This window comes from Citrobacter sp. 50677481 (assembly GCF_001463265.1).
GTDB lineage: Bacteria > Pseudomonadota > Gammaproteobacteria > Enterobacterales > Enterobacteriaceae > Citrobacter_A > Citrobacter_A sedlakii.
Genome location: NZ_LNHZ01000002.1, coordinates 111414 through 134592, shown reverse-complemented (window position 1 = coordinate 134592; position 23179 = coordinate 111414). Strand labels below are relative to the sequence as shown.

30 protein-coding genes and 1 pseudogene are annotated in these 23179 nt (G+C 53.4%); all 31 read right to left on the bottom strand.

All coding sequences use genetic code 11. From position 1 onward, the window contains the following. Nucleotides 1-465 (bottom strand): annotated as a pseudogene (locus APU02_RS03120) (phage tail protein); the annotation flags it as partial. Further along, on the bottom strand, nt 465-1145 hold the full coding sequence (locus APU02_RS03115) for a DUF2612 domain-containing protein (protein WP_060569238.1): 681 nt from the start codon (nt 1143-1145) through the stop codon (nt 465-467). The pseudogene APU02_RS03120 and the gene APU02_RS03115, both read right to left, overlap by 1 nt. Beyond that, on the bottom strand, nt 1142-2341 hold the full coding sequence (locus APU02_RS03110; protein ID WP_060569237.1) for a baseplate J/gp47 family protein: 1200 nt from the start codon (nt 2339-2341) through the stop codon (nt 1142-1144). The genes APU02_RS03115 and APU02_RS03110 overlap by 4 nt, the downstream gene beginning before the upstream one ends. Further along, entirely contained in the window at nt 2342-2695 is a 354-nt protein-coding gene (locus tag APU02_RS03105) for a hypothetical protein (protein WP_023325694.1), read from the bottom strand. Continuing rightward, on the bottom strand, nt 2695-3447 hold the full coding sequence (locus APU02_RS03100; protein ID WP_060569236.1) for a Gp138 family membrane-puncturing spike protein: 753 nt from the start codon (nt 3445-3447) through the stop codon (nt 2695-2697). Before APU02_RS03100 ends, APU02_RS03105 begins: the two co-directional genes overlap by 1 nt. A gap of 60 nt (nt 3448-3507) precedes the next feature. Then, the gene (locus APU02_RS03095; RefSeq protein ID WP_060569235.1) at nt 3508-3936 is read right to left on the bottom strand and encodes a hypothetical protein; all 429 of its coding nucleotides are present in this window, start codon (nt 3934-3936) and stop codon (nt 3508-3510) included. Next, nucleotides 3936-4667, bottom strand: a complete 732-nt coding sequence (locus tag APU02_RS03090) for a hypothetical protein (protein ID WP_060569234.1) — start codon at nt 4665-4667, stop codon at nt 3936-3938. The genes APU02_RS03095 and APU02_RS03090 overlap by 1 nt, the downstream gene beginning before the upstream one ends. A gap of 160 nt (nt 4668-4827) precedes the next feature. Then, nucleotides 4828-5181: a hypothetical protein gene (locus APU02_RS03085; RefSeq protein ID WP_060569233.1), complete on the bottom strand. Its 354-nt coding sequence runs from the start codon at nt 5179-5181 to the stop codon at nt 4828-4830. 2 nt (nt 5182-5183) lie between these two features. After that, a complete protein-coding gene (locus APU02_RS03080) occupies nt 5184-6248 on the bottom strand; it encodes a hypothetical protein (protein ID WP_060569232.1) in 1065 nt (354 codons plus the stop codon). Nucleotides 6249-6250: 2 nt separating this feature from the next. Beyond that, the gene (locus APU02_RS03075; protein ID WP_060569231.1) at nt 6251-6553 is read right to left on the bottom strand and encodes a hypothetical protein; all 303 of its coding nucleotides are present in this window, start codon (nt 6551-6553) and stop codon (nt 6251-6253) included. After that, nucleotides 6553-7140 (bottom strand): phage baseplate protein, encoded by a 588-nt coding sequence (locus APU02_RS03070; RefSeq protein WP_060569230.1) that lies wholly within the window; start codon nt 7138-7140, stop codon nt 6553-6555. The genes APU02_RS03075 and APU02_RS03070 overlap by 1 nt, the downstream gene beginning before the upstream one ends. Then, nucleotides 7140-9122 carry a hypothetical protein gene (locus APU02_RS03065; RefSeq protein WP_060569229.1) on the bottom strand — a complete coding sequence of 661 codons (1983 nt, stop codon included), beginning with the start codon at nt 9120-9122 and terminating at the stop codon, nt 7140-7142. Before APU02_RS03065 ends, APU02_RS03070 begins: the two co-directional genes overlap by 1 nt. Then, entirely contained in the window at nt 9112-9288 is a 177-nt protein-coding gene (locus APU02_RS26825; protein WP_024131618.1) for a hypothetical protein, read from the bottom strand. The genes APU02_RS03065 and APU02_RS26825 overlap by 11 nt, the downstream gene beginning before the upstream one ends. Before the next feature lie 11 nt (nt 9289-9299). Further along, entirely contained in the window at nt 9300-9752 is a 453-nt protein-coding gene (locus tag APU02_RS03060) for a phage tail assembly chaperone (RefSeq protein ID WP_060569228.1), read from the bottom strand. 3 nt (nt 9753-9755) lie between these two features. Further along, complete coding sequence (locus APU02_RS03055; protein ID WP_060569227.1) at nt 9756-10196, bottom strand: DUF3277 family protein; 441 nt, start codon at nt 10194-10196, stop codon at nt 9756-9758. 11 nt (nt 10197-10207) lie between these two features. Further along, on the bottom strand, nt 10208-11353 hold the full coding sequence (locus tag APU02_RS03050) for a DUF3383 family protein (RefSeq protein ID WP_060569226.1): 1146 nt from the start codon (nt 11351-11353) through the stop codon (nt 10208-10210). 3 nt (nt 11354-11356) lie between these two features. Further along, on the bottom strand, nt 11357-11902 hold the full coding sequence (locus tag APU02_RS03045) for a hypothetical protein (protein ID WP_023150228.1): 546 nt from the start codon (nt 11900-11902) through the stop codon (nt 11357-11359). Beyond that, on the bottom strand, nt 11895-12299 hold the full coding sequence (locus APU02_RS03040) for a hypothetical protein (protein ID WP_060569225.1): 405 nt from the start codon (nt 12297-12299) through the stop codon (nt 11895-11897). Before APU02_RS03040 ends, APU02_RS03045 begins: the two co-directional genes overlap by 8 nt. Next, nucleotides 12299-12805: a hypothetical protein gene (locus tag APU02_RS03035; protein WP_023150226.1), complete on the bottom strand. Its 507-nt coding sequence runs from the start codon at nt 12803-12805 to the stop codon at nt 12299-12301. The genes APU02_RS03040 and APU02_RS03035 overlap by 1 nt, the downstream gene beginning before the upstream one ends. Then, the gene (locus tag APU02_RS03030) at nt 12802-13212 is read right to left on the bottom strand and encodes a DUF4054 domain-containing protein (RefSeq protein WP_060569224.1); all 411 of its coding nucleotides are present in this window, start codon (nt 13210-13212) and stop codon (nt 12802-12804) included. The genes APU02_RS03035 and APU02_RS03030 overlap by 4 nt, the downstream gene beginning before the upstream one ends. Next, nucleotides 13184-13594, bottom strand: coding sequence for a hypothetical protein (locus APU02_RS03025; protein WP_060569223.1), 411 nt, complete (start codon nt 13592-13594; stop codon nt 13184-13186). The genes APU02_RS03030 and APU02_RS03025 overlap by 29 nt, the downstream gene beginning before the upstream one ends. 45 nt (nt 13595-13639) lie before the next feature. Further along, entirely contained in the window at nt 13640-14587 is a 948-nt protein-coding gene (locus APU02_RS03020; RefSeq protein ID WP_016247459.1) for a DUF2184 domain-containing protein, read from the bottom strand. A gap of 11 nt (nt 14588-14598) precedes the next feature. Further along, the gene (locus APU02_RS03015) at nt 14599-15102 is read right to left on the bottom strand and encodes a hypothetical protein (RefSeq protein WP_016247460.1); all 504 of its coding nucleotides are present in this window, start codon (nt 15100-15102) and stop codon (nt 14599-14601) included. Between the two features lie 11 nt (nt 15103-15113). Next, nucleotides 15114-16385, bottom strand: coding sequence for a DUF2213 domain-containing protein (locus APU02_RS03010; RefSeq protein ID WP_060569222.1), 1272 nt, complete (start codon nt 16383-16385; stop codon nt 15114-15116). Between the two features lie 261 nt (nt 16386-16646). Next, a complete protein-coding gene (locus tag APU02_RS03005) occupies nt 16647-17180 on the bottom strand; it encodes a phage minor head protein (protein WP_060569221.1) in 534 nt (177 codons plus the stop codon). A 70-nt stretch (nt 17181-17250) separates the two neighbouring features. Further along, the gene (locus tag APU02_RS03000; protein WP_060569220.1) at nt 17251-18720 is read right to left on the bottom strand and encodes a DUF1073 domain-containing protein; all 1470 of its coding nucleotides are present in this window, start codon (nt 18718-18720) and stop codon (nt 17251-17253) included. 1 nt (nt 18721) lies between these two features. After that, nucleotides 18722-20338 (bottom strand): hypothetical protein, encoded by a 1617-nt coding sequence (locus APU02_RS02995; protein WP_060569219.1) that lies wholly within the window; start codon nt 20336-20338, stop codon nt 18722-18724. Nucleotides 20339-20536: 198 nt separating this feature from the next. Beyond that, nucleotides 20537-21139 (bottom strand): hypothetical protein, encoded by a 603-nt coding sequence (locus APU02_RS02990; protein WP_060569218.1) that lies wholly within the window; start codon nt 21137-21139, stop codon nt 20537-20539. A 244-nt stretch (nt 21140-21383) separates the two neighbouring features. Next, nucleotides 21384-22388: a tyrosine-type recombinase/integrase gene (locus APU02_RS02985; RefSeq protein ID WP_060569217.1), complete on the bottom strand. Its 1005-nt coding sequence runs from the start codon at nt 22386-22388 to the stop codon at nt 21384-21386. 64 nt (nt 22389-22452) lie between these two features. Then, a complete protein-coding gene (locus APU02_RS02980; protein ID WP_060569216.1) occupies nt 22453-22635 on the bottom strand; it encodes a hypothetical protein in 183 nt (60 codons plus the stop codon). Beyond that, nucleotides 22635-23063, bottom strand: coding sequence for a hypothetical protein (locus APU02_RS02975; RefSeq protein WP_060569215.1), 429 nt, complete (start codon nt 23061-23063; stop codon nt 22635-22637). Before APU02_RS02975 ends, APU02_RS02980 begins: the two co-directional genes overlap by 1 nt. Between the last annotated feature and the right edge of the window lie 116 nt (nt 23064-23179).

Here is a 23179-nt window from a genome sequence, read left to right as displayed (position 1 = left end):
TCCGACATCTCGTTTTGCCGTTTCTCCTAATTGAAGGTATGTGAGAATGTCAGCAATAGTGCTTTTACCAATAATGTCGCGGCCGACAGAAGTTAAATCAGTCTGCGCTGCTGTATCATTTCCAGTGAAATACGGGAGTTTATTTGCACCGGTTGCCAGCCCTGCCAATGCCGTCAGCGTGGCATCAAGTGCCTGGAAATCCTTCCCAAAAGCGGTTCCCATTTTGGAGATAAAGCCGTTCAGGTCACCATCATCAAGCACGTCCAGCCCACTTTTGTTGGCTGTGTACTGCGCAAGCGCTGCCGCAATAAAGCTGGCCTGTCGAATGGCTTTGTTTACCTGCGCACTGGATGCTTTTCCTGCCATGAAACCAGAGAGTAGAGCCGGAAGCGCTTCCCAGTCAGCCTGGGCCGTCACGTTAGCATTTGCCGCTGTCGCGAACGGTTTAAAGTTGTTTGTTGCCATTAGAGTATTGTCCCCCATGCTCCAACATCGAACCCACCGATGTATTCGTTATCCATATCAAACCCAAAGAATTTAGAGCCCTCGGATGGTGCTTCTACCGAAGGCGTTTCAACATCACCGGCCCATACGCCAGCTGCTTTAACGGTGAGATAGCCCTGTTTGATAGCGGCAATCAGTTCAAGAGACACATCAGAAATATCAGTATCGGGGAATACCCAGACCGATATCGTCATGTCCTGGTTGTCGACGATCTGCATCTTCAGGCCTGAGCCTGCAGTCGCAGCGTCAAGGATGGGAGGCAGAGAATCGTTCCGGCCGTCCCAGTTGTTGATAGCGATTTTCGCTTTCAGAATGATGCGGTACGTCTCATCGCTTAGCGTCGTATAGCCAGAATCAGGATCATATGGCCCCTGCCAGATGCCCTGGTCATATCCAAGCCCGTCAGTGTCCCAACTGAAATAAACGCCGCTAATTGGCAGGCTGACTATACGACTACGACCGATCCACAGACCGAGGATATCGAGCTGTATACCGACAGCCGTATCGATATCAAAAGCGCTCACCAGTCCCCTGGTGGCCGCAGTGATATCAATCAATGGACGTGTGCTCAGATCTACGTGATCAAAGAATCTGGGCTTAGTGGCGTGATAGTTGGTGATTAAGTCTGTGTACTTGCTCATGACGTCACCGTTAGAACAATATTTTCAGGCTTACAGGATGCTGACTCGTTGTATGCAATATTTATATTGGCCGCTGCTACAGTTCCGGCTGATTTGCCAATTAGCAGCTCCTGAATATCGTAATAACGAGCACTGCCACCACTGACCACGCCCAGATTAGCCGGGGAGTAAATTCGGCTCAGCAGAACGGAATCACCGATGGTCAGCCCGTTGATGTAATCCGCGACGGCCTGCTGAATCTTTACGCCAATTTGCGACGTGTAGCCCGTAAAGGCTTTCAGTGTGATATGCCCGAAAATCGGGACGTCAGTCGAGCGCGAAAAACTGATCACATGTGGATTGCCGTAAGTGTCCGGTACCGTGACAGAGGTCGTCCCGTAAGTCGCAGTTCCCTGCCCCTTATTCCCACGGATTGTCTGGGCAATTTCTGTCACATCACCACCGTCAACAATCGCGGAAATAGAGTGCGGGGGCAGCCCATTACTGTCGGTAGCGCCAGTGTCATTCTCGTAGAGCTTGTGACGTGTCACACCAGCAACGTTAGCGATCGCACCGTCGACACCTTCAAACGGTGTTACAGAGGGTAGCGCGACACTCTGCCCCTGCCGGATGCGCAGCTCTGCGTCGGTTTCTGCCGGTGCTCCGACGGTGGCCGCTGCTGGATTGGTCACAGATGTCCAGCCTCGGGTCGGGGTGTTGATAGTGGTGATGGTCCCGGCCAGCGCAGCTACCGCTCCACTGTTTGAGCAGGTAGCAGTTACCGTAACTGTGCCATCAACACCAATAACTACCGATGCAGGAAGACGCCAGATCACGTTATTGGTGTCTTTTACGGTGCCGTTAGTGATGCTTGTCCCTGCAGCGCCGGTCAGCAGCAGATCCACGGTGGAATTCGTCGCTCCTTTGCGAGCAATACCGTTAATTTTCACGTTACTGGTCAGCGCTGCGCCGTAACCCGTAGCAGGTGAGAAGCAGTTATAGACGGAAATAGCCGTGTTATTAGCATCGTGAATAGCCAGCGCCACCAGCGCCACCATCTGGCCGTCTTTGCTGTCCGGATCCAGATAAGCGTCACTGCCATAAATCTGCTGAAAATAGCTCGTCAGGGTATCGAGTATCGTCTGGTAATCAGGCGCACTGATCCCCTCAGCGGTTACCGTTGCCGATAAGCCGAGTGTGTCCAAATTGAGGGCCATTTATGCCTCGCTGGTTACTGTCGTTGTTCCGTAGATGGTGTCGATTTCAGCGAAGAACTGGACGCGCCGCGTCGTCGTGTTCACTGTCGTATTGAAAGAGAGGATGGATTTAACGCCCCTCGTTTCGAGGATGCGCTTACGGATCGCCAGGTTGTAGGTTTCCGGCTTCTGCTTACCGAGTACGGACTGAATCCACGGAGTCCCCTCGGTGGTGTCGAGGAACCATTGCCCGTACCATAATTCGAATCGCGTTTTTACCGCCTGCGCCACGGCCTCCGGTGAGTTAATCAGCCAGGTATCATCGCCACTGCCAAAGGTGTAATCACCGTCGGCGTCTTCACGTCTGTATCGCATCAGTTCACCCCGTCTGTGTTGCTGGTGCCGTGCTGCACGCCGCCATGAGTGTGCGTATCATCAATTGACTTGCCGTTAGCTTTAACGGTACCGATAAACTCGACAGCGCCGGTGATTTTGGATGCAACACCAGAAGCAACAGAACCCACCATTCCACCCAGCCAGGACAGGAGCCCGTGAATGGTAACTTTCGCCGAGAAGTCGGCCTGCGGGGTAACTACATCCAGACCGCCAGGCGCTACGATTTTAATTTTCTGCGTAGTGGGGTTGAGCTCAAAGAACGTGCTTCCGTCGTCACTGCGCAGTTGAGCGGCCTCCGTGCTGATTCCGCTGATTTTCTGCGCCTGTGACTGCGGCCCGACGATACAGAACGCATCCGATAAATCATGCACCCGGTCGTCGACAGGCTCCTGTACCCCGCCGTTCTGCCACCAGAAATCGATGCAGCGATCGGCGAAAATCACCAGGCATTCATCACCGGAATTAACCGGGAACGTTAGCGTGCATCCACCGCCGCGAGGAAATACCACCGGCACATCCACCAGCAGCGGGTAATTTTTGGTAATGCGGTTCCCGTCGTTATCCGTTTCAACCGAACGGATAGCAGGCTGCACAACCGCCGTAACCGCGTCAGGATCGAATGACTGAACGATGCCAGGCAAAGCGACGCGAATCTGATTCTTTGTGGTTTCCCGCTCTGATTTGAATGTTTCGGCAAGGTCACCGCTGCGGGTCTGGTCAGATACTGCCATTTGTTAGGCTCCAGAAAGCAAAAAACCCGCCGGGTGGCGGGTTGATGTGGTAGTTATTACTTATGCTGTTAATGAATCGTCGGGGTTCTTCATCATACGATCCACTAGAGCATCAATTTCTTCAGCATCTTGTAAGGCGCTAATTGCCGTAATTCGATTAATTTTTCGTTCAAGTCTGTAATCAGCATTCACGCGCTGAGCATGTAACATCTTTAACTTAACGCCAATCTTACGGACTTTATCTACATCTACATCGTTAACTTCAGCCGCCTCGCCGCTGCAAAAAGCTGTATAAAGCCGCATGTGGGAACCGCCTGGTAGCCTCTCACCATCAGTATCATGGGTAGGCGTAAGATTGTTCGTGATCCTGAGGGCTGAATGATACATGCCATAGTAAGACCGGCTGATTGCATTACGCGTCCACTGTTCACCGTTGTGTTGCAAGGATTCTCTGGCTAAATCGAGAAAACAATTATGCATTACTGGCATCAGAAGTCTCCTGCCTGGAAACAACCAATACATTCTGAATTTTCCAAACCAGCAGCAATGAGATCATCTGCAAGATCGTTATTAACTTTTGACAAAAGTACTGGGTCGTCGGTTTTAATTTCTACGAAAAAAGTGTTCAGCTCATTCATGACATAAAAAGCATTCGCGCCAGCCAGACGTAAGCGATACTTTTCAGCAATAGCCATCATCAATTGGCCGATCGCCTTAAAATCCTGAGAATGATTATGATGCTTGATCAGGTAATCAAGCGATTCATTGCACTTGACCAAGTCGTCTGCCCTAGCAACTTCCATCGCATTAAGCATAGGCATTACCTTTTTCAGCAAATCTAAATCTACCCAATAGGCAGCATTAACAGCCACTTCAGAAAGGATTCGAGGATTGCGCGAGTTGATCGCTTTCTTAAGAATCTCGTATTGCTTAACGTGATAGCCCTTGTTTCGCAACGCTATCGTGTAGTTACAAAACGAAACTGAATCATCGGGTGCTAATGCCAATGACTTTTCACAAAGAGCTACTCCCTCTTCGATTTCACCTAAAACAAGCTTAGCCAACCCCTCGATGGAAAGTCCTTGATAATATTCAGGAATCTTCCTAGCTTCTCGAATGACGCTGTGGATTTCAAACTCACTCAGCAGATTTTCTCCCTGAGTAAGTGAGGGACCAAGGAGATCTAAGAGCTCTCCAGATTTAGGCTGCGCTAAACTCATTTAGTTGTTGTTCCTGACAAGGTGACATCCAAGTTGAGGGCAAAACGCCTTCAAAAGTATCTGCAGTGTAATGGGTAAAGTTGGAAAACGACAGCATGATGCGCACGTTTTGCAGATTTTCAGATAGGCTGGCTAGCTATAAATTTCATTCGATTTAGTTTCAACTAGAAACTTTTTTGCATGGGAAAGAGCCGATAACTTTCGGCGCGTCCATGTTGTTCTGCAGCAGCTGGACATTCAGGAATCGCGTTTCGGTACCCGGACGGCGAATGTATTCAAAGCCGTAGTTGTTGCCGTCTTTGGCAGGCATAAGCCCCATGTCTGCCTTCATACCGTTTCCATTACCGAGAGTTTTGATTTTCTGGGAGGTAACAGTCTCACCATTAATCCTGAACAATGAGTCAGGAACCAACTCCAATTTGTAACCACCACATTGCAATGTGATGCCGCCGGGATTTGCAGCAAAAGCTACCCCAGGCAGGAAACAGAGTCCGATAACAATCAACTTTTTCATTCTTATCCTTCCCGCTGTAAAGACGACGACGAACGGAGGTCCGCCGCGCCACGCGCTTCGCACATCATATCCATGTACCACGCCTGGCCCCTTGTATCGCCAGTGTACATAATCCCGCGCACAATATAAACGCCATCCGTTGCGATGCTGGCAGGTTGCGCCGTGGTGCCGCTTAGCGTGATATTTCCGTCCGTGTTCTGGTCGGTGATCTGCCCACCAGCCATAGCGATATCGTTGTTCGACAGTGCGGTGCGATACACGGAAGCCTGATCCAGTTGAATGAGCCCGTTAACCCGGATGTTCGGGTTAATCAGCGCGCGGACGTTTACGCCGTTGCCGATGGTCTGCTGCGGCATGCCGATAAGCCCGGTGGCGCTGTTGAGCACAATCGCGTCGTGAACATATTCGTTCTTCGCCACCATCTGCCGCTGGCCGTCCACGAACTGCCATGTTGCGCCACATTGCCCGGCCACGTTATCCATAAGATGCCGTGTCATGCCGAACAGCACCCGGCCCCGGGGGAATACGGTAGCAGGCATTTCGGGCGTCAGGCCTTCGCTCGCGCCTTTGGCCTCGAAGTCTTTCATCAGCGCGCGGTTCACGTCTGCGACCGTGTAACCGGCTGCCAGCGTCTGCGAGGTTATGCTGGTGGCAAACGCCAGATCCGTATCGGCTGCCTGAATCAGGACATAGGAATCAATAGGGCTGTCTTTACCGGTGACCGAGTAGCGAATGTCGCCGCTGAAAATCAGCCCGTAGTTACGGCCATCGCTTTGACCCACGTCCGCCGCGTCGACTTCGCGCACAGTCCCGACATCGCTTGCCGACACCTCCGGCGCGATACCGTCGTAACCAGCAATCAGCCGCACTTTCGAAAACTCCTGCCCGGTGATGCGGTTCACCGTATCAGCTGACAGGTTGTAGATTTTGAACGTACCCACCCGCGACGCGCTGCTGATATTGAACCAGTCGATCGTGAAGGTCACTTTAAAATCGCTGAGCTCAATCCCCTGCCCATTCTCGTCCAGGAGCTGCAGCTCGAAATGTCTCATCCAGTTCTGTGACATGCTTACTCCGTTGATACCAGTAAATGACTGCGGCCGCCCAGGTCGGTTTTCGTCGGATAATCCTGTGTGCTGTCGTCACAGACCACCACCAGCTTAAAGCCGAGCCCCATATAGGCGTACTGCGCCAGCAGGTCAGCACCCGTGACGAGAGGAATACCGGAGATTACCGGCTCTTCTCTGTCGTTCTGCAGGTCCATAATCCAGTACAGATCGCGCCAGGTGATGCTAATCCGCCAGGTGGTACCTGCTAGGATGATGCTGAATTGCTGGTTATCCGCTGTCAGCGGGATTTCCTGAATTGCCATTAGCCGAGTCCCAGTAATGACGCCGCGTTACCCGTGATGCTTTTCAGCAGCGAGGTATTTGGCGGCTTTGTGGTTTTGTTGCCGGTATTCAGTACCGCCGACGTGCTGGCCCCATCCTTCATGTTGGTTTTATCCGCGACGGTGATCTGCTGCGTCTGCGAGATAAGAACCTCCCTCAGTGTGAGGACGGCAGACAGGACGTTTTCGGTTGTCTTGTCTGTCGTCACTTCCAGCGCGCGAATCAGCATGTTGCTGTACAGCCGTTTGCCGGTCACCACATCGAAAGGGATACGGCTAGCCTGCAGGTCGAGTATCTCCTGATACGTCTGCTGGGGACTCAGCCCGAGCAGGCTGGTAGCCGTCAGGTTACTGGCAAAATCCAGCAACGCTCCGCCACCAGCGAAACCGACCTCCATCACCACTTCAGACGGTTTTTTGTAGGCATGGTCAGCGATGGCGGCCCCGACCTCGACAGGGTGCTCTGTTATCTCCAGCGTGTCGGTATGCTTCTCAGAAACAACCACACTGGGGACAATCATCCCTATTTTCCGGCTCTGCTGCTGAAAGAGCGTAGAGAGAATATCCATTAGCCCACCTTCGTTTGATTGCCGCGCATAACCTGGGCATTTGCCGACTGCTGCCGACGCTCGACCTCAGTACCAACAGAACGCGGATCACCACCACCGTAAATGTGGTAGGTGTTTTGCTGGTTCACGTTCGCCCCGCCAATTCCCGCGACGGCAGCCTTCCCGATTAACTCCTTCGAATAGATATTTCGCCCATTTTCATGATGAATAATGCTGCTCATTAATGCAGACATGGTTTGTGGATCTTTCATATTCAGGGCAACGCGAGGATCTACTCCCAGACGTTGGGAAACCGCCTGTATATAGGCTGCTGTGTTGTTATTGTCGGAAGCGGGCGCCCAGGTGGAGATAATTTTCTCTACACTGTTAATCCCTCTCCCGGCATACAGCATCAGCTGGCGCGAAAGCGCGCGCAAACCATCAAAAGCGGTTTCGAATCGGGCAAACCTGCCGCCGGGGCGCTCAAGCTCAGCCCCCGCCTGACCAGCAAAATTCAGGTTTCCGGGGTTATTATTGCGCTCGCCCCGCTTTGCTGCCTGTCCTATCTGATCTGGTTCATCATCTCCAAACCAGCCGCGCACCGTTCGCCCCACGCTGCGAGGATCGAAACCCCAGTGCTCTTTAATCCAGTCGGCGGTACCGTTGGCGCTGTCGGTCACCATTGGCATTGCTGACGGCTTATCACTTCCCTGATTAAGCAACTGTTTGCCGATGCTGGCGGCATCAGCCCAGCGACCATCTTTGATGGCGTTAAGCAGGTCGGCGATCATGTTCAACATCTTGCTGAACTCGCCCATCTGGTCGATGAAGTTGCTGAAATCCCACTTCAGGGACCATGCTTTCGGGTCGATATTGAGCAGCTTTGCCAGTGCTTTCGCCAGGTCGTTAACGGTCGCTTTCAGGTCACGAACCATCTTCAACGCGGCGTCGACTTCAGGTTTCCATTTCCCCCAGTCAATCAGGCTCTGACCGCCTTCCTTCCAGGTCTTGTAATCCTCCCACAGGAGAGCAATACCCGCCGTCATCGCGGTTATCAGGCCAATCGGTGACATCCAGAACGTACTGTTCAGAATGCGTAGTGCTATCGTCAGTGCGCCAAACAGCGAGATCAGCTCCCGGGTTTGCTTATCCAGCGATTGCCACCAGGTGATAAGGCTGGATGTTCCCTCAATAAGCCTGAAGAACAGCCGCCCGATGATGTCCCCGAGCGCCAGAATGCCTTTTATGGCTTTCGTCAGCGTTTGCTCAATACGCGGGAAGTTATCCAGTATGTGACGGCGCAGGGTATCCAGCGAACCCGCCAGACCACCAGCAAGGTTAGAGCCGATTTTGTCGCGGGCCATGCCAGCCATCGCGCCGAACTCGCGCAGGGAGGTCATGAATTTGTTGGAGCTTCTGGCCGCCTCGTCAGCATTGAAGCCGATAGCTTTCGCCATTGCGCTGTACTGCCCGGAGAAACCGCCCACACCCCGGCGCATCGCCATGAGAGTATTTTCATCAATACCCAGCATCTGCGCATACTGGTTAGCCCGGTAATACGGCATGCTGCTGAGCTTCTGGCCGACACCCGTAAAGATAGCGGCCATGTCGCGCATGTTGCCGCTGGCGTCACGGGTCTGTACGCCCAGTCGATTCAGGAAGCCTTCCGCGCCGGGATTGTTACGAACAAACCGGGAGAGGCTTTCCAGAGAGGAGCGCGCCGCGTCAACGCTGCCGCCCACCTGCGAAACCGCATAGCTAATAGACTGAATCCCCTGAACCGTCGCGCCGGTGCGCTGTGACGCCCAGTAGAGATTATCCAGACCGGAGGCAATTTTCGCCGTGTAGGCCACCACAGAAAGCGCGGCCCCCTCGACGGCCAGTCCCATTTTGATGGCGTTTGCGGTTGTACCAGCAATGACTGAATCAAATTTAGCCGCGCCTGCCTCGTCGATATCGAAGCCGAGCGAGACGAGGAAATCTTTAATAGTCTCAGCGTTCATTATCCTCTCTCCATTTCTCAATACGGCGCTGGTTGTCAGCCTTAACGGCCAAATGGTCATTCATCAGCGCGATATCGCACAGATCGACTGATCCATCCTTCAGCGCGTAATAAGGGATTAACCCGGCATCAACCGGGTCAAGGAGATAAGACAGCCCGTCAGGCAGGCTGTTGAGGGTTAGCCCTGAGGCTGGTCCGGCATCGCGCTGGTAGGGTTCACGGGCAAAAAATTTCCCAGCGAATCGGCGACCACCCGCGCCACCAGCTGGAGCATGGTCAACAGGTCGATATCGTCGAACATCAACTGCCCGCTGTTAAATACTGGCGTCCATCCGTCCATATGCTTACGTGAAACCACAGACAGACACGGATGAATAATCGCGTTGGTATCTTCTTCGCTCAGGGAAGACAGTACATCAGCGATGCGCGGTAGCAAGGTTTCAAACACCGGCTTAAGCGCATCAAACTTAGCGCTGTCGATTTTGCCATCAGCAGGCAGAAGGGAGCGAATGCTCCCGAAATCTGACATCATGCCCGCCAATACCGGCAGCAGCTTACGGGTCACTTTCAACTGGTCAAAAACGCTGAGTTTTGCCACGCGGTAATCGTGGCCTTTGATTGAACATTCCATCTGTTAAAACTCTCCGAGTACCTGGTCGATTTTGCCGCAGTCAAACACCCAGGGCATCGTATTGCCGGCTTTAGCGTTGGCGTTATCCGGCTGTTTCTGGAACGCCACGCTGCGCGCCGTGATGATGTCTCCGCTCACCTTATTTCGGATCACAATGACGTTGTTTCCCCAGGTACCTGAGGACTGACTCTGTGCGTTATACGCCAGCGACAGCTTTTTGTTTGTCGGCGAGGTCTTCAGCAGGTTGACGGTTACAGTGCCGCTTTTATCCGAGTGCAGGCTGTGCATCACTTCGCCGTCAGCACCAATTGTCATAGTGTTTTTAGGACCGCCCATTGCAACGGTGATCCCCTCCTCTGAACTGGCGGAACCGTAGCCCAGATCAATCTCGCCGGTCGGGCCGGAGAGGGACGCCGTGACGTCCATAAAAGAATAAGTAGCCATTCATGTTCTCCTTAGCGAACGACGTTGATCTGAACATCAGCGAAATGAACCGCGCCAGCCAGCTTACAGGCCACCTGAATAACCGGTGCCTTACGTGCTTCACGGTCTGCCTGCGCCTGCTCGGAAATCGGCTGCGCGTAGACGTAATAGCCTTTTGTCAGCGTATCGCCGGAATCCAACTGCCCGATCGGGCCGCCATTCCATACGCCAGCAGCCACCAGCCCGTTCGTGACAGACTGATCCATCGACTGTTCAACATTGGAAAGCAGACGCGTAACGCCAGCATCGGTCTGTGGGACTTTGGTTGTGCTGGTGTAGAGCAGGTTGTACAGGTTGGTCTGAACGTAGTTCTGCAGCCAGTCGAGCCCGTGGCGTTCGTCGAAGAAATCACCGCTGGACATTACGCCCTGCTGCAGGATGGCCGTATCGTTCTGGTAGTACACAAATACGTTGCAGTTTTTGGCATCCAGCGCCGCCGCCTGATTGGTGGTCAGGGTTTCATAGGTGATCCCCGGCTCCTGCTTGAATTTCAGGGTAATGGTGGTGTTGCTGCCGTTGAAATTCACCGTGAACGCGCGACCAAATGCAGAAAGCGCGGCGTACTTGCTGCTGGTGGAATACTGCACAAACGTGCGAGCGTATTTTGCCGCCTTCAGCTTATAAGCCAGGTCGGTAGTGGAGGTCGCGTTTACCGTCTCAGGCTCTGCAGTGGTAATCGCCAGAATTCGGCTGAGACTGGAGGACTCGATCGCAGCGGCTACGCTCAGCCAGTCGGCATCGTCGATATCTTCATCGTCAGCCACGGCCAGACCGTACCAGTTCGTGTAATTCAGAACGGCGTTCACCGCCTGCAGCAGCGTTTCCGTCGAACCGCTTTCAGCCGATACCAGCGTTTTAGCCCAGCGACCGACATACACCTGCTGAGGTTTCGGTGACTGTGAGAAATACACGGTCGCGGCTTCATATTCCGGGCTATCCACGCCGAAATCAGAGCCGATATCTTCAGGGGATGAGTAGAGGCGAATACGCTCAGAAACCGGGATAACCGTCGAGCTCCCGAGAATGAGCAGTGAACCAAAGTTTCGACCAGTAGCCGCACGCGGCCCAATGATCACGTCGACATTCACGACGTTAGATACAGGTAATCCCTGCGGCATAATTTAGTCTCCGAAAAATGAGACGGGCGCATCTTGTAGCGTCCGGACGTTGTAGGTACGAATGTTTTTGCGGGACAACGTGATGGTGAGGTCGTAGCGCCTCACCCACTGGTTATTAATGAGCTCTGGCAGGTTGTAGATAGTCCCGGCCTCCACCAGCGAAAGCCCCGAGCGATTCAGTTCGGCGTTGTTTTGCTCGACGAATATCCCCGCGCGGAAAGTTGATGCAGTGTTGGCCCCCAGAGGGCCATAGAAGCAGCAAATCACCGTTACCTGTTCCCATGTCCATTGCTCGGACTGTTCTTCCGAAACCTGAACATCGGACTGGCTTAACGGCTGGGGAACGGTAGTAATACCGAAGGCGCACCACGTCACCCCGTTGTTTGGGATCTGCGGCTGCGGGTCAGTCCATCGGGGGAAAACAAGCGCGGCCGGCAAGCCAGAAACGCCACGAATCCACCGGCTGATCTCACGCTCCAGCGCCTCGTCATACTGGGGGCTATCCCCGACAGGCGTCAGATAACCGCGCGCGGTGCTATCATTACTCAACTGGCGTCCCTCCGTTAAAGTCCACCAGCTCACAATGCGCCTGGACGAATCCGGCACCGTAACGGGTGTACGGGTCGACGAACGTCACGCGATAGTCACGTCCGCTATAGGTCACGATATCGGCATCAAGTCGCGGGGAACTGTCTGAACCGGGCTGGCCCTGGGTTAATCTGAACTGCGTCACGATGAGGATCGCGCCGCTAATGTTCTGGCCTGCCGCCATTCGCCTGGATTCCAGAGAACGGTCAACCGTCACCACGCCAGAGAACGGGATATCCTGAGCGGTATTTTTCGTGAAATTGTCCTCATCCACCGTCTGAACCTGCCGGTGACACACCAGACTGGTGTCCATGAAGTCGGGATCGAGAAGAACATCGCTCACATCGAGAAGAGGCATTATTTTTTCCTCACGACGTAGTTAATTGAGCGCAGCAGGTAACCGTGAGCATACAGCGGCTTGTCGCCGGGAATGCCTTCGGCGCGTCTGCGTTCGAGGGTTTTCTCAGAAAGCGGGTGCAGTCGGTCGCCAGCACCGATAACAGCTTTTGCAGCATCACGGGCAATCTGTCCGGCGCTCTCCAGCTCACGCACTGCTGCTTCAGTCTGCCCCTCCAGCGCGGCGGTTGCCGCTGCCTTCAGGTGCGCAGTGGTTCTGGGTTTTGAATCCTCGATCCCCATATCCAGAAAAGGACGCGGGGGAAGCGTGACCGTCGTACCGTCGATTTCCACCGTTGCGCCCGTCGAGTGGAGGTAGCCCAGTTCCGCGTTATTAATCGGGGAGCCATCTTCACGCCCTGCCTTGTCCTCAGGTATTCCCACCAGCACATCCATTCCGGATAGCTGCCGGAGGGATTCCAGAACAGCCACGGCGTTATCAGCACGAACCGTTAACCCGCTTTTCATAGCAACTGCCTGCCACCAGCGCCGAACATCGACCACCACCAGTAGAACTCGCGCCCGTAGGCGGTGCTGTTCCAGAAACCGGCATCCGGATTGATTACCCCGGACACGTCATAGCTCACTGAAACCTTATCCACGGACTTAGAGGACACGACACCTGCTGCGCCGTTGCTGTTCACACCACCAGCGGCAGCAGCGGCCAGCGTGCGTCCGCGCAGCTCCGTATAGTGAGCCGTGAATAGTTCGGCCAGGTAGACGAACTGATCGCCCTGTACGTCCTGATTCAGAAGCGAATCGGCCTGCCCCAGATAGAAATTCACTGATGGGTCTGGGTAGCGTGTTTTGTCGGCGAACTCGGGAAAGTCGGTGCGGAACTGATCGTTAGTCGGAAGCCTGCTGTTTTTTGGCATTTTTCGCGTCCCCGCCGGTGTTATCGGTTTTGTCCGTACTGTCTGCAGGTTTACCGCCTGCTGGTGCCTGAACAGCGGCCAGCTGCGCTTTCAGGTCTGTGTTTTCATTCCCCAGCGTGGTGATGGTTTTTTCATGCTCAGCCAGCTGCGCTTTCAGGGTGTTATTTTCTTCTGCCAGGAGAACAAGGCTCGCGGAAAGGTCTTCATTGCTCTGCTCGTTCGCCAGGTCGGCTTCGTCAATCGGGCGCGCATAGGCTTTAAAGGCCCAGTGGTCCTTAACTTCTTTCGGGAAAGAGGAACTGTCGTGGATGCCCGGAGACAGCTCAAATTTAGAACCGTCGGAAAAGCTGAGAGTCGCGCCACCGGAAACAACGTATTTCATGTTTTTGCTCCATAAAAAAAGGCGGGTTTCCCCGCCTGTTTCAGGTTAAGACGCCGGAACGTCCAGGTAAGAGATCGTATTGGAATACGGGGTTTCCACCTGGCCCAGCTTGCCGTAGTAAGTGGTCAACTGCTGCAGGCCGCGATATTCCAGCGGAGTGTTCAGCAGAGGAACCATAGGGAAGCGAACGTATTTTTCGTCCTGGGTGTAAGCAACGATACGATGCGCGCCACCAGCGCCACGCTTGGAGGCCCACTTCATGGAGACGATCTCCAGTGGTGTGCCATTTTCCTGGAACGCGATGGTGTTAATCTTCACGTATTCCAGCACAGAGATATTCCCTGCAGAGGAAACCTTTTTGCTCGCCAGCAGGCCGAACAGCTCCGGTGCCAAGCCGATTTTTGCCGGGCAGACCGCATAACCAGAACGAACCCAGCCATCAGACAGTACCAGGTTGATATCCTGGACAATCACATCCGGATCGGTGGTTGCGGTCCACGCTGCAGCTGCAGCAACAGGAGTAACATCCGGCAGGTTCAGCAGGCCAGCAACGCCGAGCTCGTTATCACCGATATAAACCTGTTCGTCGGTGTCCATGTTCCACTTCAGCTTCATGCCTTCGTATTTCTGGACATCAACCGGACGGCCCAGTTTCTGGGCAGAAGCCAGTTCCGGTACCGTCCAGCTGATTTCCTGCCCCCACAAGGTGAGGTTGTTACGGGTAGGCTGAATATCGAGTTCGATGCCAGGAATGGCAGTAGCTTTTTTACCGATCCAGTTTTTACCGTTAGGGTTTGGACCACCAACGCCGACGAAATCGGTATTAGTGAAGGATGACACTTCATCAGCGATAGAAATATCGCTGCGCAGCGGCATGTCGCGTGACCATTTGTAGGACACTAAAGGCATGTTCAGCGTCTGATCCATGCGCTCCAGTTCGCCGACCAGAAACGCGCCGGTGGAGTCGATGGTCGCTCTGTCAATTGTAAACATTAATTATTCCCTCAGATGTTATAAGCGATTTCAATACGGCCGTCGGCTTCACCCGGCCCCATGACCTCTGCATTTGGCAGCTGAGGTGTATTTGATGCGGTAGAGTCCGGAGACAGCACAAAGGAGCCAACCGGGCTTTGAGTGGTACCACCAGCCACGCGAACGTAAACCGGATCGCCTTTTTTCGCGGTCGCCGCGTTGCCTGCGGTAGCAGTTACGCAGATGTAACCGCGTTTCAGGTTGTCACCAACCTGATTAGCCGTCACACCGATGTAAGCAAGGTCCAGAGCAGAGGTAATCGGGAACGGTCGAACCAGAATCCCTTTCACTTTGCTGATAGTGTCGCCAGATTCCAGCGGAACGAATTTATCGTTCACGTATTTACCAACCAGCCCGTAGGACGCGAACTGCTTCGTGTGGTCCAGGCTAACTGGCTCGATGGTGAGATCACGAGGACGGGTAACGCCCCCGGCAATGCCCAGGGGCATGCGCGTTAAATATGCAGTACCTGCCATGATGATTTACCTTATTTGTTTTTTGCCCAGAATTCGGCGTTGACCTTGTTCAGCTCTGCCGGGGAAAGGTGTTTAGTGCTGATTCCGCTGTCCGTGGTGCGGGTGATGTTATTCAGCGGGGTCAGCTGATTTTTCGCCTTATGCAGCGCCACAGCGGCAGTAAACACCGCGTCGACCGTAGCCTTAGGCGCTTTGTAGAAATCATCCACCCCGAACGATTTCAGGCTGTCACCGGTACGCATTGCGTGATTCAGCACCTGACGTTTAAGGCTCTTATCGCTGGCAGGCTGGAAGCCAGGGCAGATAATTTCCGCATCGGCGATCAGGTTGCGCTTAAAGGCTGCATCACCCGTCACTTTGCGGTTTTCTTCTTCGTCTTCGTCGGTGGTCATGTTGCCAGGGTCCGGATCGCCATCGGTGGTTTTACCCTCCAGCTTTTCCAGACGATCCAGCAACGCTTTCGCCCAGGCCGGAATTTCTTCATCGCCAGTGCCGGTTTTGTCTTTGTTCGGATCGCTTTCGTCCGTAGTGGTGCGGTTCGCCTCAGGGAGTGCGGTAGACTGCGCTGGAGCATTCATGTTGATAGTTACACCGGGGATTGAAGGCATGCCATCAGACGGCATATCCGGCGCTTCGTCGATGAGTTTTGCCAGTGCATCCTCATCTTTCGTCTTAATGGCCTGAGCCAGTTTTTTAAGCCATGACATTACAGGCTTCTCCTTTGTTGTTGATGGGATGGAATCCCCGATTGCACAGCGGCCACCAGCACGCCCCCGGTCGATGCCGACAGCGAGGTGGTTACCTGTGATTTGGTATTGCTTGCCTTTGCCGGGTGCCAGCTGCTTGTACTGCGCGTCATAGCCACAGCTGACATCGGTCAGGCCAGAATTCACCGCGTCGATTGCTTCCTGCCGTTTAATCAGTACGTCAGCAATGAGCAGATCCGATTTATCGCCGGTGCCGCGCCGGACGTTCTGAATGTGTCCGTGTGCCAGCTCTGCGAAGTTAGAAGGGTTCACGAAAACGATGTTGCCCAAACTGTCCTCTGGATGCCCCAGCGTGACGGCTACGCCCTCAAAGCTCGCTATCGTCTCCGGGGAAAACACCTCGTCCTCTGTTCGCCAGACTGTCACCGTGCCGGTGCCGTCCGGTTCGAGGTCGATTTCCTCAGGTAAATAGACCTGCGTCCCTGTGCGTGCGATCGGCACGTCTTTACACAGCAGCGAACCGTCCGCCGTCAGATAGCGCGTTTCGCCCAGGCGTGTAGTGAAGAAATATTTCATGGGTTACCTGCTCGATTACGGGCAACAAAAAGGCCGCCCGGAGGCGACCTCGTGAGATGGGAAAAATGTTCGAAATAACGGGCTATTTAACATAAGGGTTCTTACCCGCACCGACGAAAATGAACTCGATTAAAATGTCCCCTTAAAGCCGTAAAAGTAGCGATTAACTGGGCTGAAAATCGGTCTTTTCGAATACAACATTTCCATAACATTTCGCGGGTATTGCAGTTCGCATGAAATGATTGCTCAAAGCGGTATATTTCATTTTCTTGGTGCAGGAATCTGTACTTCAGGCCAGCATTTGCAGTTCGGCAAACATCCGGCGTGTCCGGTCATACCGTCCAGCGTCGGCGGGTTATCCCAGCGCACAAATTTATCTTTCATCTTGCGGTGAGAATCGCGCGTGCCGGCCCCCTCGATTCGCCACCAGTAACCCTCTGAGCCAACCGAAAGGGCTCTGGCCTGCGTTAGCGCACCGGTAGCTCGTCCAATCTCTGTACGGGCAATCAGCTGCGCCCTGCTGGCGGCCACGTCACCGGAGGCCATGATCATCTCGTAGAGCTCGTCCGGACGTTCACCCTTGATAACCGCCTGCATTGCGCGCTGTTGTATGTCCATCACGCGATCAGCTGCTTCCAGCGGCAGGGACTTCATCAGCTGAATCTGGCGGTAAACGATATCCTGCGCCACCTGCCCGACGGGGGTATTACCCACCACATCGCGCAGGCCAGCGCCGATTTCCTCTGATACCGATTTCCACTGATTCCATTCCTCCTGCTCGACCTGGGCAAACATCCTTCGCCCGACCTGCTCTGCCCAGTCGCTGATTACCTCGGAATAGTCCACCAGCGTTTTCGAAATGCTGTCAGCGCTGGCCTGTGAACCATCGTAGGTACCATCGACGATCTGCCCTATCTGGTTTGCTATCGCCAACAGGCTTTTTCGATACTGGATCTCCGAACGGCGGCGGAGGGATGGTTTCAGGTTCATCCTCCTCCCACTGGGCCTTCGCATCTTCTATGTCCTCGTCAGTGATAGAACCACCGATGCCAATCACATCAGAAATGTTCCTGAGGTCGTTAAGCGCTGCTGCAGGTGGCATCCCAAGGTCACGAACGGCGGTACCGAGTGCAGTAACCACATTGTTCGCCATCGTTGCGCGGTCCACGTCTGACATCTCCCAGAGCTTGTTAAACTCAAAAGTAAAATCGTCAGGTAGTGGTTCACCGAAAAGAGAACGCCAGGAGATATCAAGCAGCCAGCGGATATGTCGGCGTAAGCGTCTCTCCTGCAGCGAGTTAACCCGGCTGTAGTAGTTTTCCAGATCGCCGTCGCCGGTGTTGAAACCTGCTGGGGACTGCCCGAACAGTCGGACGAGAGGAATTCCCGTCGCGCCGGAAACCTGCTCAGCAAAGCGCAGAAGGACATCAGCGATACCCGCAAACGTATAGCTGTGGGTTTCGAATTTATCCTTACCATCCATGATGGTCATGCCTTCGATGGTCTGGAACTCACGTATCATGTCCAGGTGCTTCATCAGCGCCTTTTCAAGGTCGCCTCCGGTAGCAAGAATCTTGCGCAGGTCTTCAATGCTGTAGGTCCGCAGATGCGCTTTGTGGATCAGCTGAGTGGTGCCGACCGTCGCAGTATCAAACGCCTCGATACGCTCGAAAATACGCTCCACAACAGACATCCCCCAGCCGTTTTCCGTCTGGGCCTGCTGGAAAGGAAGCGTATCGCCCTCCATGCGGATAACGCGGCTATGGTGGATCTTCCAGGGGGGGATCCCCTGCTGGTTCGTGATTACCTTGTAATATTTCGGTTTCCCAAAATCGGGACCGTAATCGGTAACGAGATCGTAATAACTCGGGTTAACCATCCAGCGGTCAAGGCTCATCACGCCCTTAAACTGCCCCTCTTTGATGCGATCCAGTTTCAGCGGGGAGGACATATCCTGCCCTTCAAGCAGGACCACCAGCACCGCGCCACCGTACAATCGTGACCATTTGAGGTTATCGTTAAGACCATCCCATATAGCGAGCTCATCCCAGAAGGTTTCGAGCTTGCCCTTTTGTCCGGGTTTCAGCTTTGAGCTGATGTTAATCCCCTTGCGGGTCATATCATCGGCCATCGCGTCCACGCCGGCACCAACGAGGAACGATGAACGGTACGCAAATTCCAGCATCACCCTGTTACGGCTGATGTACCCGGGCATGTACATTCCGCCCGTCTGTATGTTTCTGGTGTCGCTGCCAAGTTTGGCCGTGAAATTGTTGTACCCGTCAGCTGTCGCAACGGGCTTTTGTGCGCCGTTCTGGCGTTTCTTACGGGACATGTCACGCTCCGGCCAGTTTGGCCCAATTATCAAGAGAGGAATCCATCGGCGCGTAGTTAATCATTACGGCGTCAGCAAGGTTCGGCGATTTTGTGCCTTCCGGCTGTTTATCCACGAGGATTTTACCGACGGCGTTTTTCGACCATGTAGGCTGTGAAAGCTCCATCAGCAGGCGGTCAATATTTTCTATCTCGCTGCTTATCGAAATGATTTCGTCGGGGTTGTAGTCCATCCCGTTCAGCGCGCGGAAGGTGTTACGAAACAGCTTGCGAAGATGCCACCAGCTCTGTGCTTTCGCGTTCGCGAAGAAGTCTTTATTCAGGCGCGCCGCTTTACCGTTATCACCAGGAACGGCTTCATCTTCCGGATCAAATACGCTACCGCTACCACGGAAAGGCGTAGCTGTGATTGTTCCCCGTCCTTCAGCCTGCCTGAGCTCGTTTATCACGCGAGCATCGCCACGTGCACCCGCGCCCAGACCGTCCTCATCGAAACGGAACTCATCCAGACCGTAATCGTCACAGTACCCAAACGATTTAACGACAGAAGCGTAGATGTCGCTGCCAATACCAGACCATTCGTGAACGTTCTGCAGAAGGAAGCCATAGCGGCAAGAAAAGCCGTTTTTGTCTTTCCCTTCGTCTGCGATATCCATTGCGCCGAGGCGCTGGCCGCTGGGCTGAATACCCAGTTTGATATGCGCGTCGACGGCAGCCTGCACCCATTCAGAAGGAATGAGAATCCCCTCTGTGGATGCGCTGTAGTTCAGGTCCAGTTCCTGAGCAACGATAATCGGATCATCAATTTTCAGACATTCGTTGCGGTACCACTCATCATCCTTGCGCGGGTCGCTGCGCCAGTGGAACGTAAACACCGGGATATTTCCGCTGTGGCGCTTACGTGCAAAGGGGTTATTCATGCCGTTAACGGATGAGAGATCTATACGGCAGCGGGTCGTCTGAGAGAGCGCAGCATCGATGATTAATGGCCGTTTGAGGAATGCCGACTCATCCACGAAATAAAGCGTGGTACGGTCACCACGGCCAATGTTATCGCCTGCCTCCCCCTTAATGACCGCGCCCGTTTCCGGAAACTCCACGCGCATGTAAGGTGCGTGCTTTTTGTCATTCCATGAACCGCGAAACTCAACCGGCAGCAGCTCGACAAACTTACGCGCTTTCCAGAACAGTGCTTTCGGGTCGCCGGTACTGTCGACATATTCCTCTTTACGGGAACCAAACCCGATCACCATTTCTTTATTGAACAGGCAAAGCGAACAGGCCAGACCGATAGAGGTCCAGCTAAGCCCCATTTCGCGGCTTTTTTCTGTCAGTCCATGCTCAAGACTGGCGCGCCTGTCCATGATCCAGTGAATCCATTCCTCCTGGCGGGGGAACAGCAAAAACGGGATGGTGGCAGGCAGGCCATAATCGAGGTTACGCGGGTCCGTCGTCATACCCCAGTCGATGATGAACTGGGCCGGGTTAGTGCGGTAAAACTCACGGAGTGCCGGAAGCATTTCAGGCGCTTTCCTGATCCGCTCCAGCCTCTCCATTCTCCACTCAAACACGGCGGTATAGTCCGGTTTGCGGAAGTCAAAGGGGAACGGGATCGGCACAGAAAAATTCCTCAAAAACGCCCCGATTTAACATAATGGTCGTTACCCGAACTGGCGCAACAGCCCCCATCACGCAAACGGCGTGAAGCCTCTGTTTTGAACAGAAAAGTGGTCAAATCGGGATGAATAAAACGTGCATAAAACGGGTCAAAAAGTGCATAGCATTTTTACGGTTCGAAACGCCTGTTTTTGCAATTTTCAGCCCAGGTATTTTTTGTAGATATCTGCTGCTTCCTGCGGGGTCAGGTTCGCCGCGTCGGCTTTGGCTGCCTCGTCCATATTGTTGAACGATTCGAACATTTTCGGTGCTTCCAGCTCCATAAGCAGGGTTGCCGGAACTTTTACCCCCTCAGCCTCAAGCAACTGCGCCGCCTCCAGCGCGGAGTATTTCCCGGCCACCTTGTGTTTCATCACCTCGCGAAGCACATCACGCTGACGTTCTTCCTCGCTATAGACGCTGGTACCAAGACCGAGCACTTTCGAGAAAACAGCAATATCGTTGTGCGTGGGCAGCACATCTTCAATAGTGGTTTTCACACCATCCGGCGATGTGGTGACAACCTTCCGTTTGCGAACGTCCAGGCTCTTACCGGCGACGCGGTTTATTTTCTCTCTGAGAGCTTCGCGAGCCTCAGTGAAAGCGCGCTCAAACTCGATATTCTCTTTACGCCAGCGACGGATCGTCGTCTCGTCCACACCTAAGCGCTGAGCAACCATCCGATTGCTGATTTTGCTACGGGCTAATGCCATGTCCATAACGATACCGACGTAGGCTTTTCTGAAGCTTTTTTTAGGAGCCATACTTCCGCCTAAGTCAATGTGATTACTTTTTGTTCAAAACCCAATTTCTCCGATCCGGGTGCGGCGTATCACGCGGTAAATTCTGGCGTGCAGGCCGCGTCCTCTCTGGTGCCAAGTGCGGCATATCAGAGGGGGTAAAAATGCGGCATATCCTTTTTTTCGGGAAAACTGCGATTTGATGCCCGTAGGCCGCGCAGAATGGGGAGATAGTGGATCACCCTAATATTTCCACTATGTGGATAACTCAATCCAAATCCATCTCTACCACCTCACCGAAAAGGTGACCGTAAACGTCCATCGTAGTTTTGATGTTCGAATGCCCAATAAGTCGGGAAACCTTCAGAATATCGACGCCTTTGTTTGCCAGGCGAGATACAGCAAAATGGCGAAGATGATGGAATCGCTTAATGCCATAGTCGTTCAGGGTTCTGACGAGAACACCCTGAGTGCCATAGCTGGTAGCGAGGCATGCGCCGGTAAACTGGTTGCAGATAAGAGGTTCAGAGGAACCAAGCTTACTTTTATCCAGCAACGCGAAAAGCTCACGCGGCATCCGTACCCGGCGCTCCACACCTCTTTTCAGCCCCTCATGTATCACGCCGTCAACTACATGCCCCCGGATGTCGATCCATTCGGCTGACACGTCGTTATAAGTAACCGCCAGAGCCTCACCGATACGAAGGCCACAAATCCCGAGCCAGCACGCGATACGCTCACGAACTGGCGCGTTATTCAGTAGCTCCCTGACCGATGATGATGGCGGTATGGTGATGGGTCGACGCTTCCGGCGCGCGGGACGGTCAACAGGGTTAAAAGTGATGAGCCGCTTTTCCACCAGCAGGAAGAAAGCCGAACGAATCCAGCGATGGCAGCCGGTGCGAACCGAATCAACGATATCGCGATGGCTGATATGGAGAATATTTTTTTCCAGTATCGGCCCGTCTACAGCGAGAAGATCGTGACGGCATTTCGTATATGACGACAACCGAATGATATTTTTTTCCAGCTTGCCGGCCTGATACCCCAGATAAAACAGAATTAACTTTCGGAAAGTCCAGGAATGGTCTATTCCGGTCCAGCTGGCAGTTCGACAATCCAGCTCGATATTCTGTTTTTGCCAGAAAAGATGTGCGGCATCATCAATATTCTTAAAAATGCGGCGGCGTCCATGACCGGATTTTTCATCCTTCCAGTGGACGTAATATTTTGATTGTCCATTGGCATCAGTGGATTCTTTTATCGAAGCCATACTGAACAATCCTCACTCAAAAAACATTATCAAAGCCACTCGGTGAATGGCTTTTGTAATGAATTTATCGGACCAGCGTTACTTTCGTTTTTGTAAACCGGCGCACCAGTCGAGCGGCTTCACGCTGGAGCTCGTCTTCGATCTGAGGAGTAAGTGGCTTACGTGCATATTTCCGGCTTATTTCTTCAATCACCTGGTTTATTTGCTCATTACTCGGCGGGATTACTTCGACATTTAAGCGAGCCATCAAGCCACCTCTTTTTCGGTTAGTTTCTCGACCTTATCACGAACAAGCGAACAGCACAGGCGCACAAACAATGACGCTATTACGTAGGCTACCGCTGTAAACACCCACCCACCGTATGCAAGCATGGAAGCCCCCAGCACCAGGCAGAACCATCCCCATACTCTCGCTATTGCGTTCTTGCGCTTAGCAAAGCGTTCAAGGTATTCAATACCCTCCCGCCGGGACTTATCATCCTTTGAATACTCGACACCAAACGTAATAATGAGAGCTAACAAACCAACTACCGCGCCAAGCAATACGATCACCCAGTAGGCGGCGGCAACAACTCTCAATAAAGAACCGGCACCTGTAGTAACAGCAAAAAGCAAAGCGGCGAGCAGCGCGTAAAAAGTTATTTTTGTTGCTGCATCAGTGAAAAATTTCTTCATTGCGTTTCCTTTAAGGTGTGAGCCTGTCGTACAGGAGCAACGCCCGAGAGAGGTCGCCACCTTTAACGATGCTCCTCAGGCTCACTACTGAAAGACTCTCTGAAATGCGCGTACGA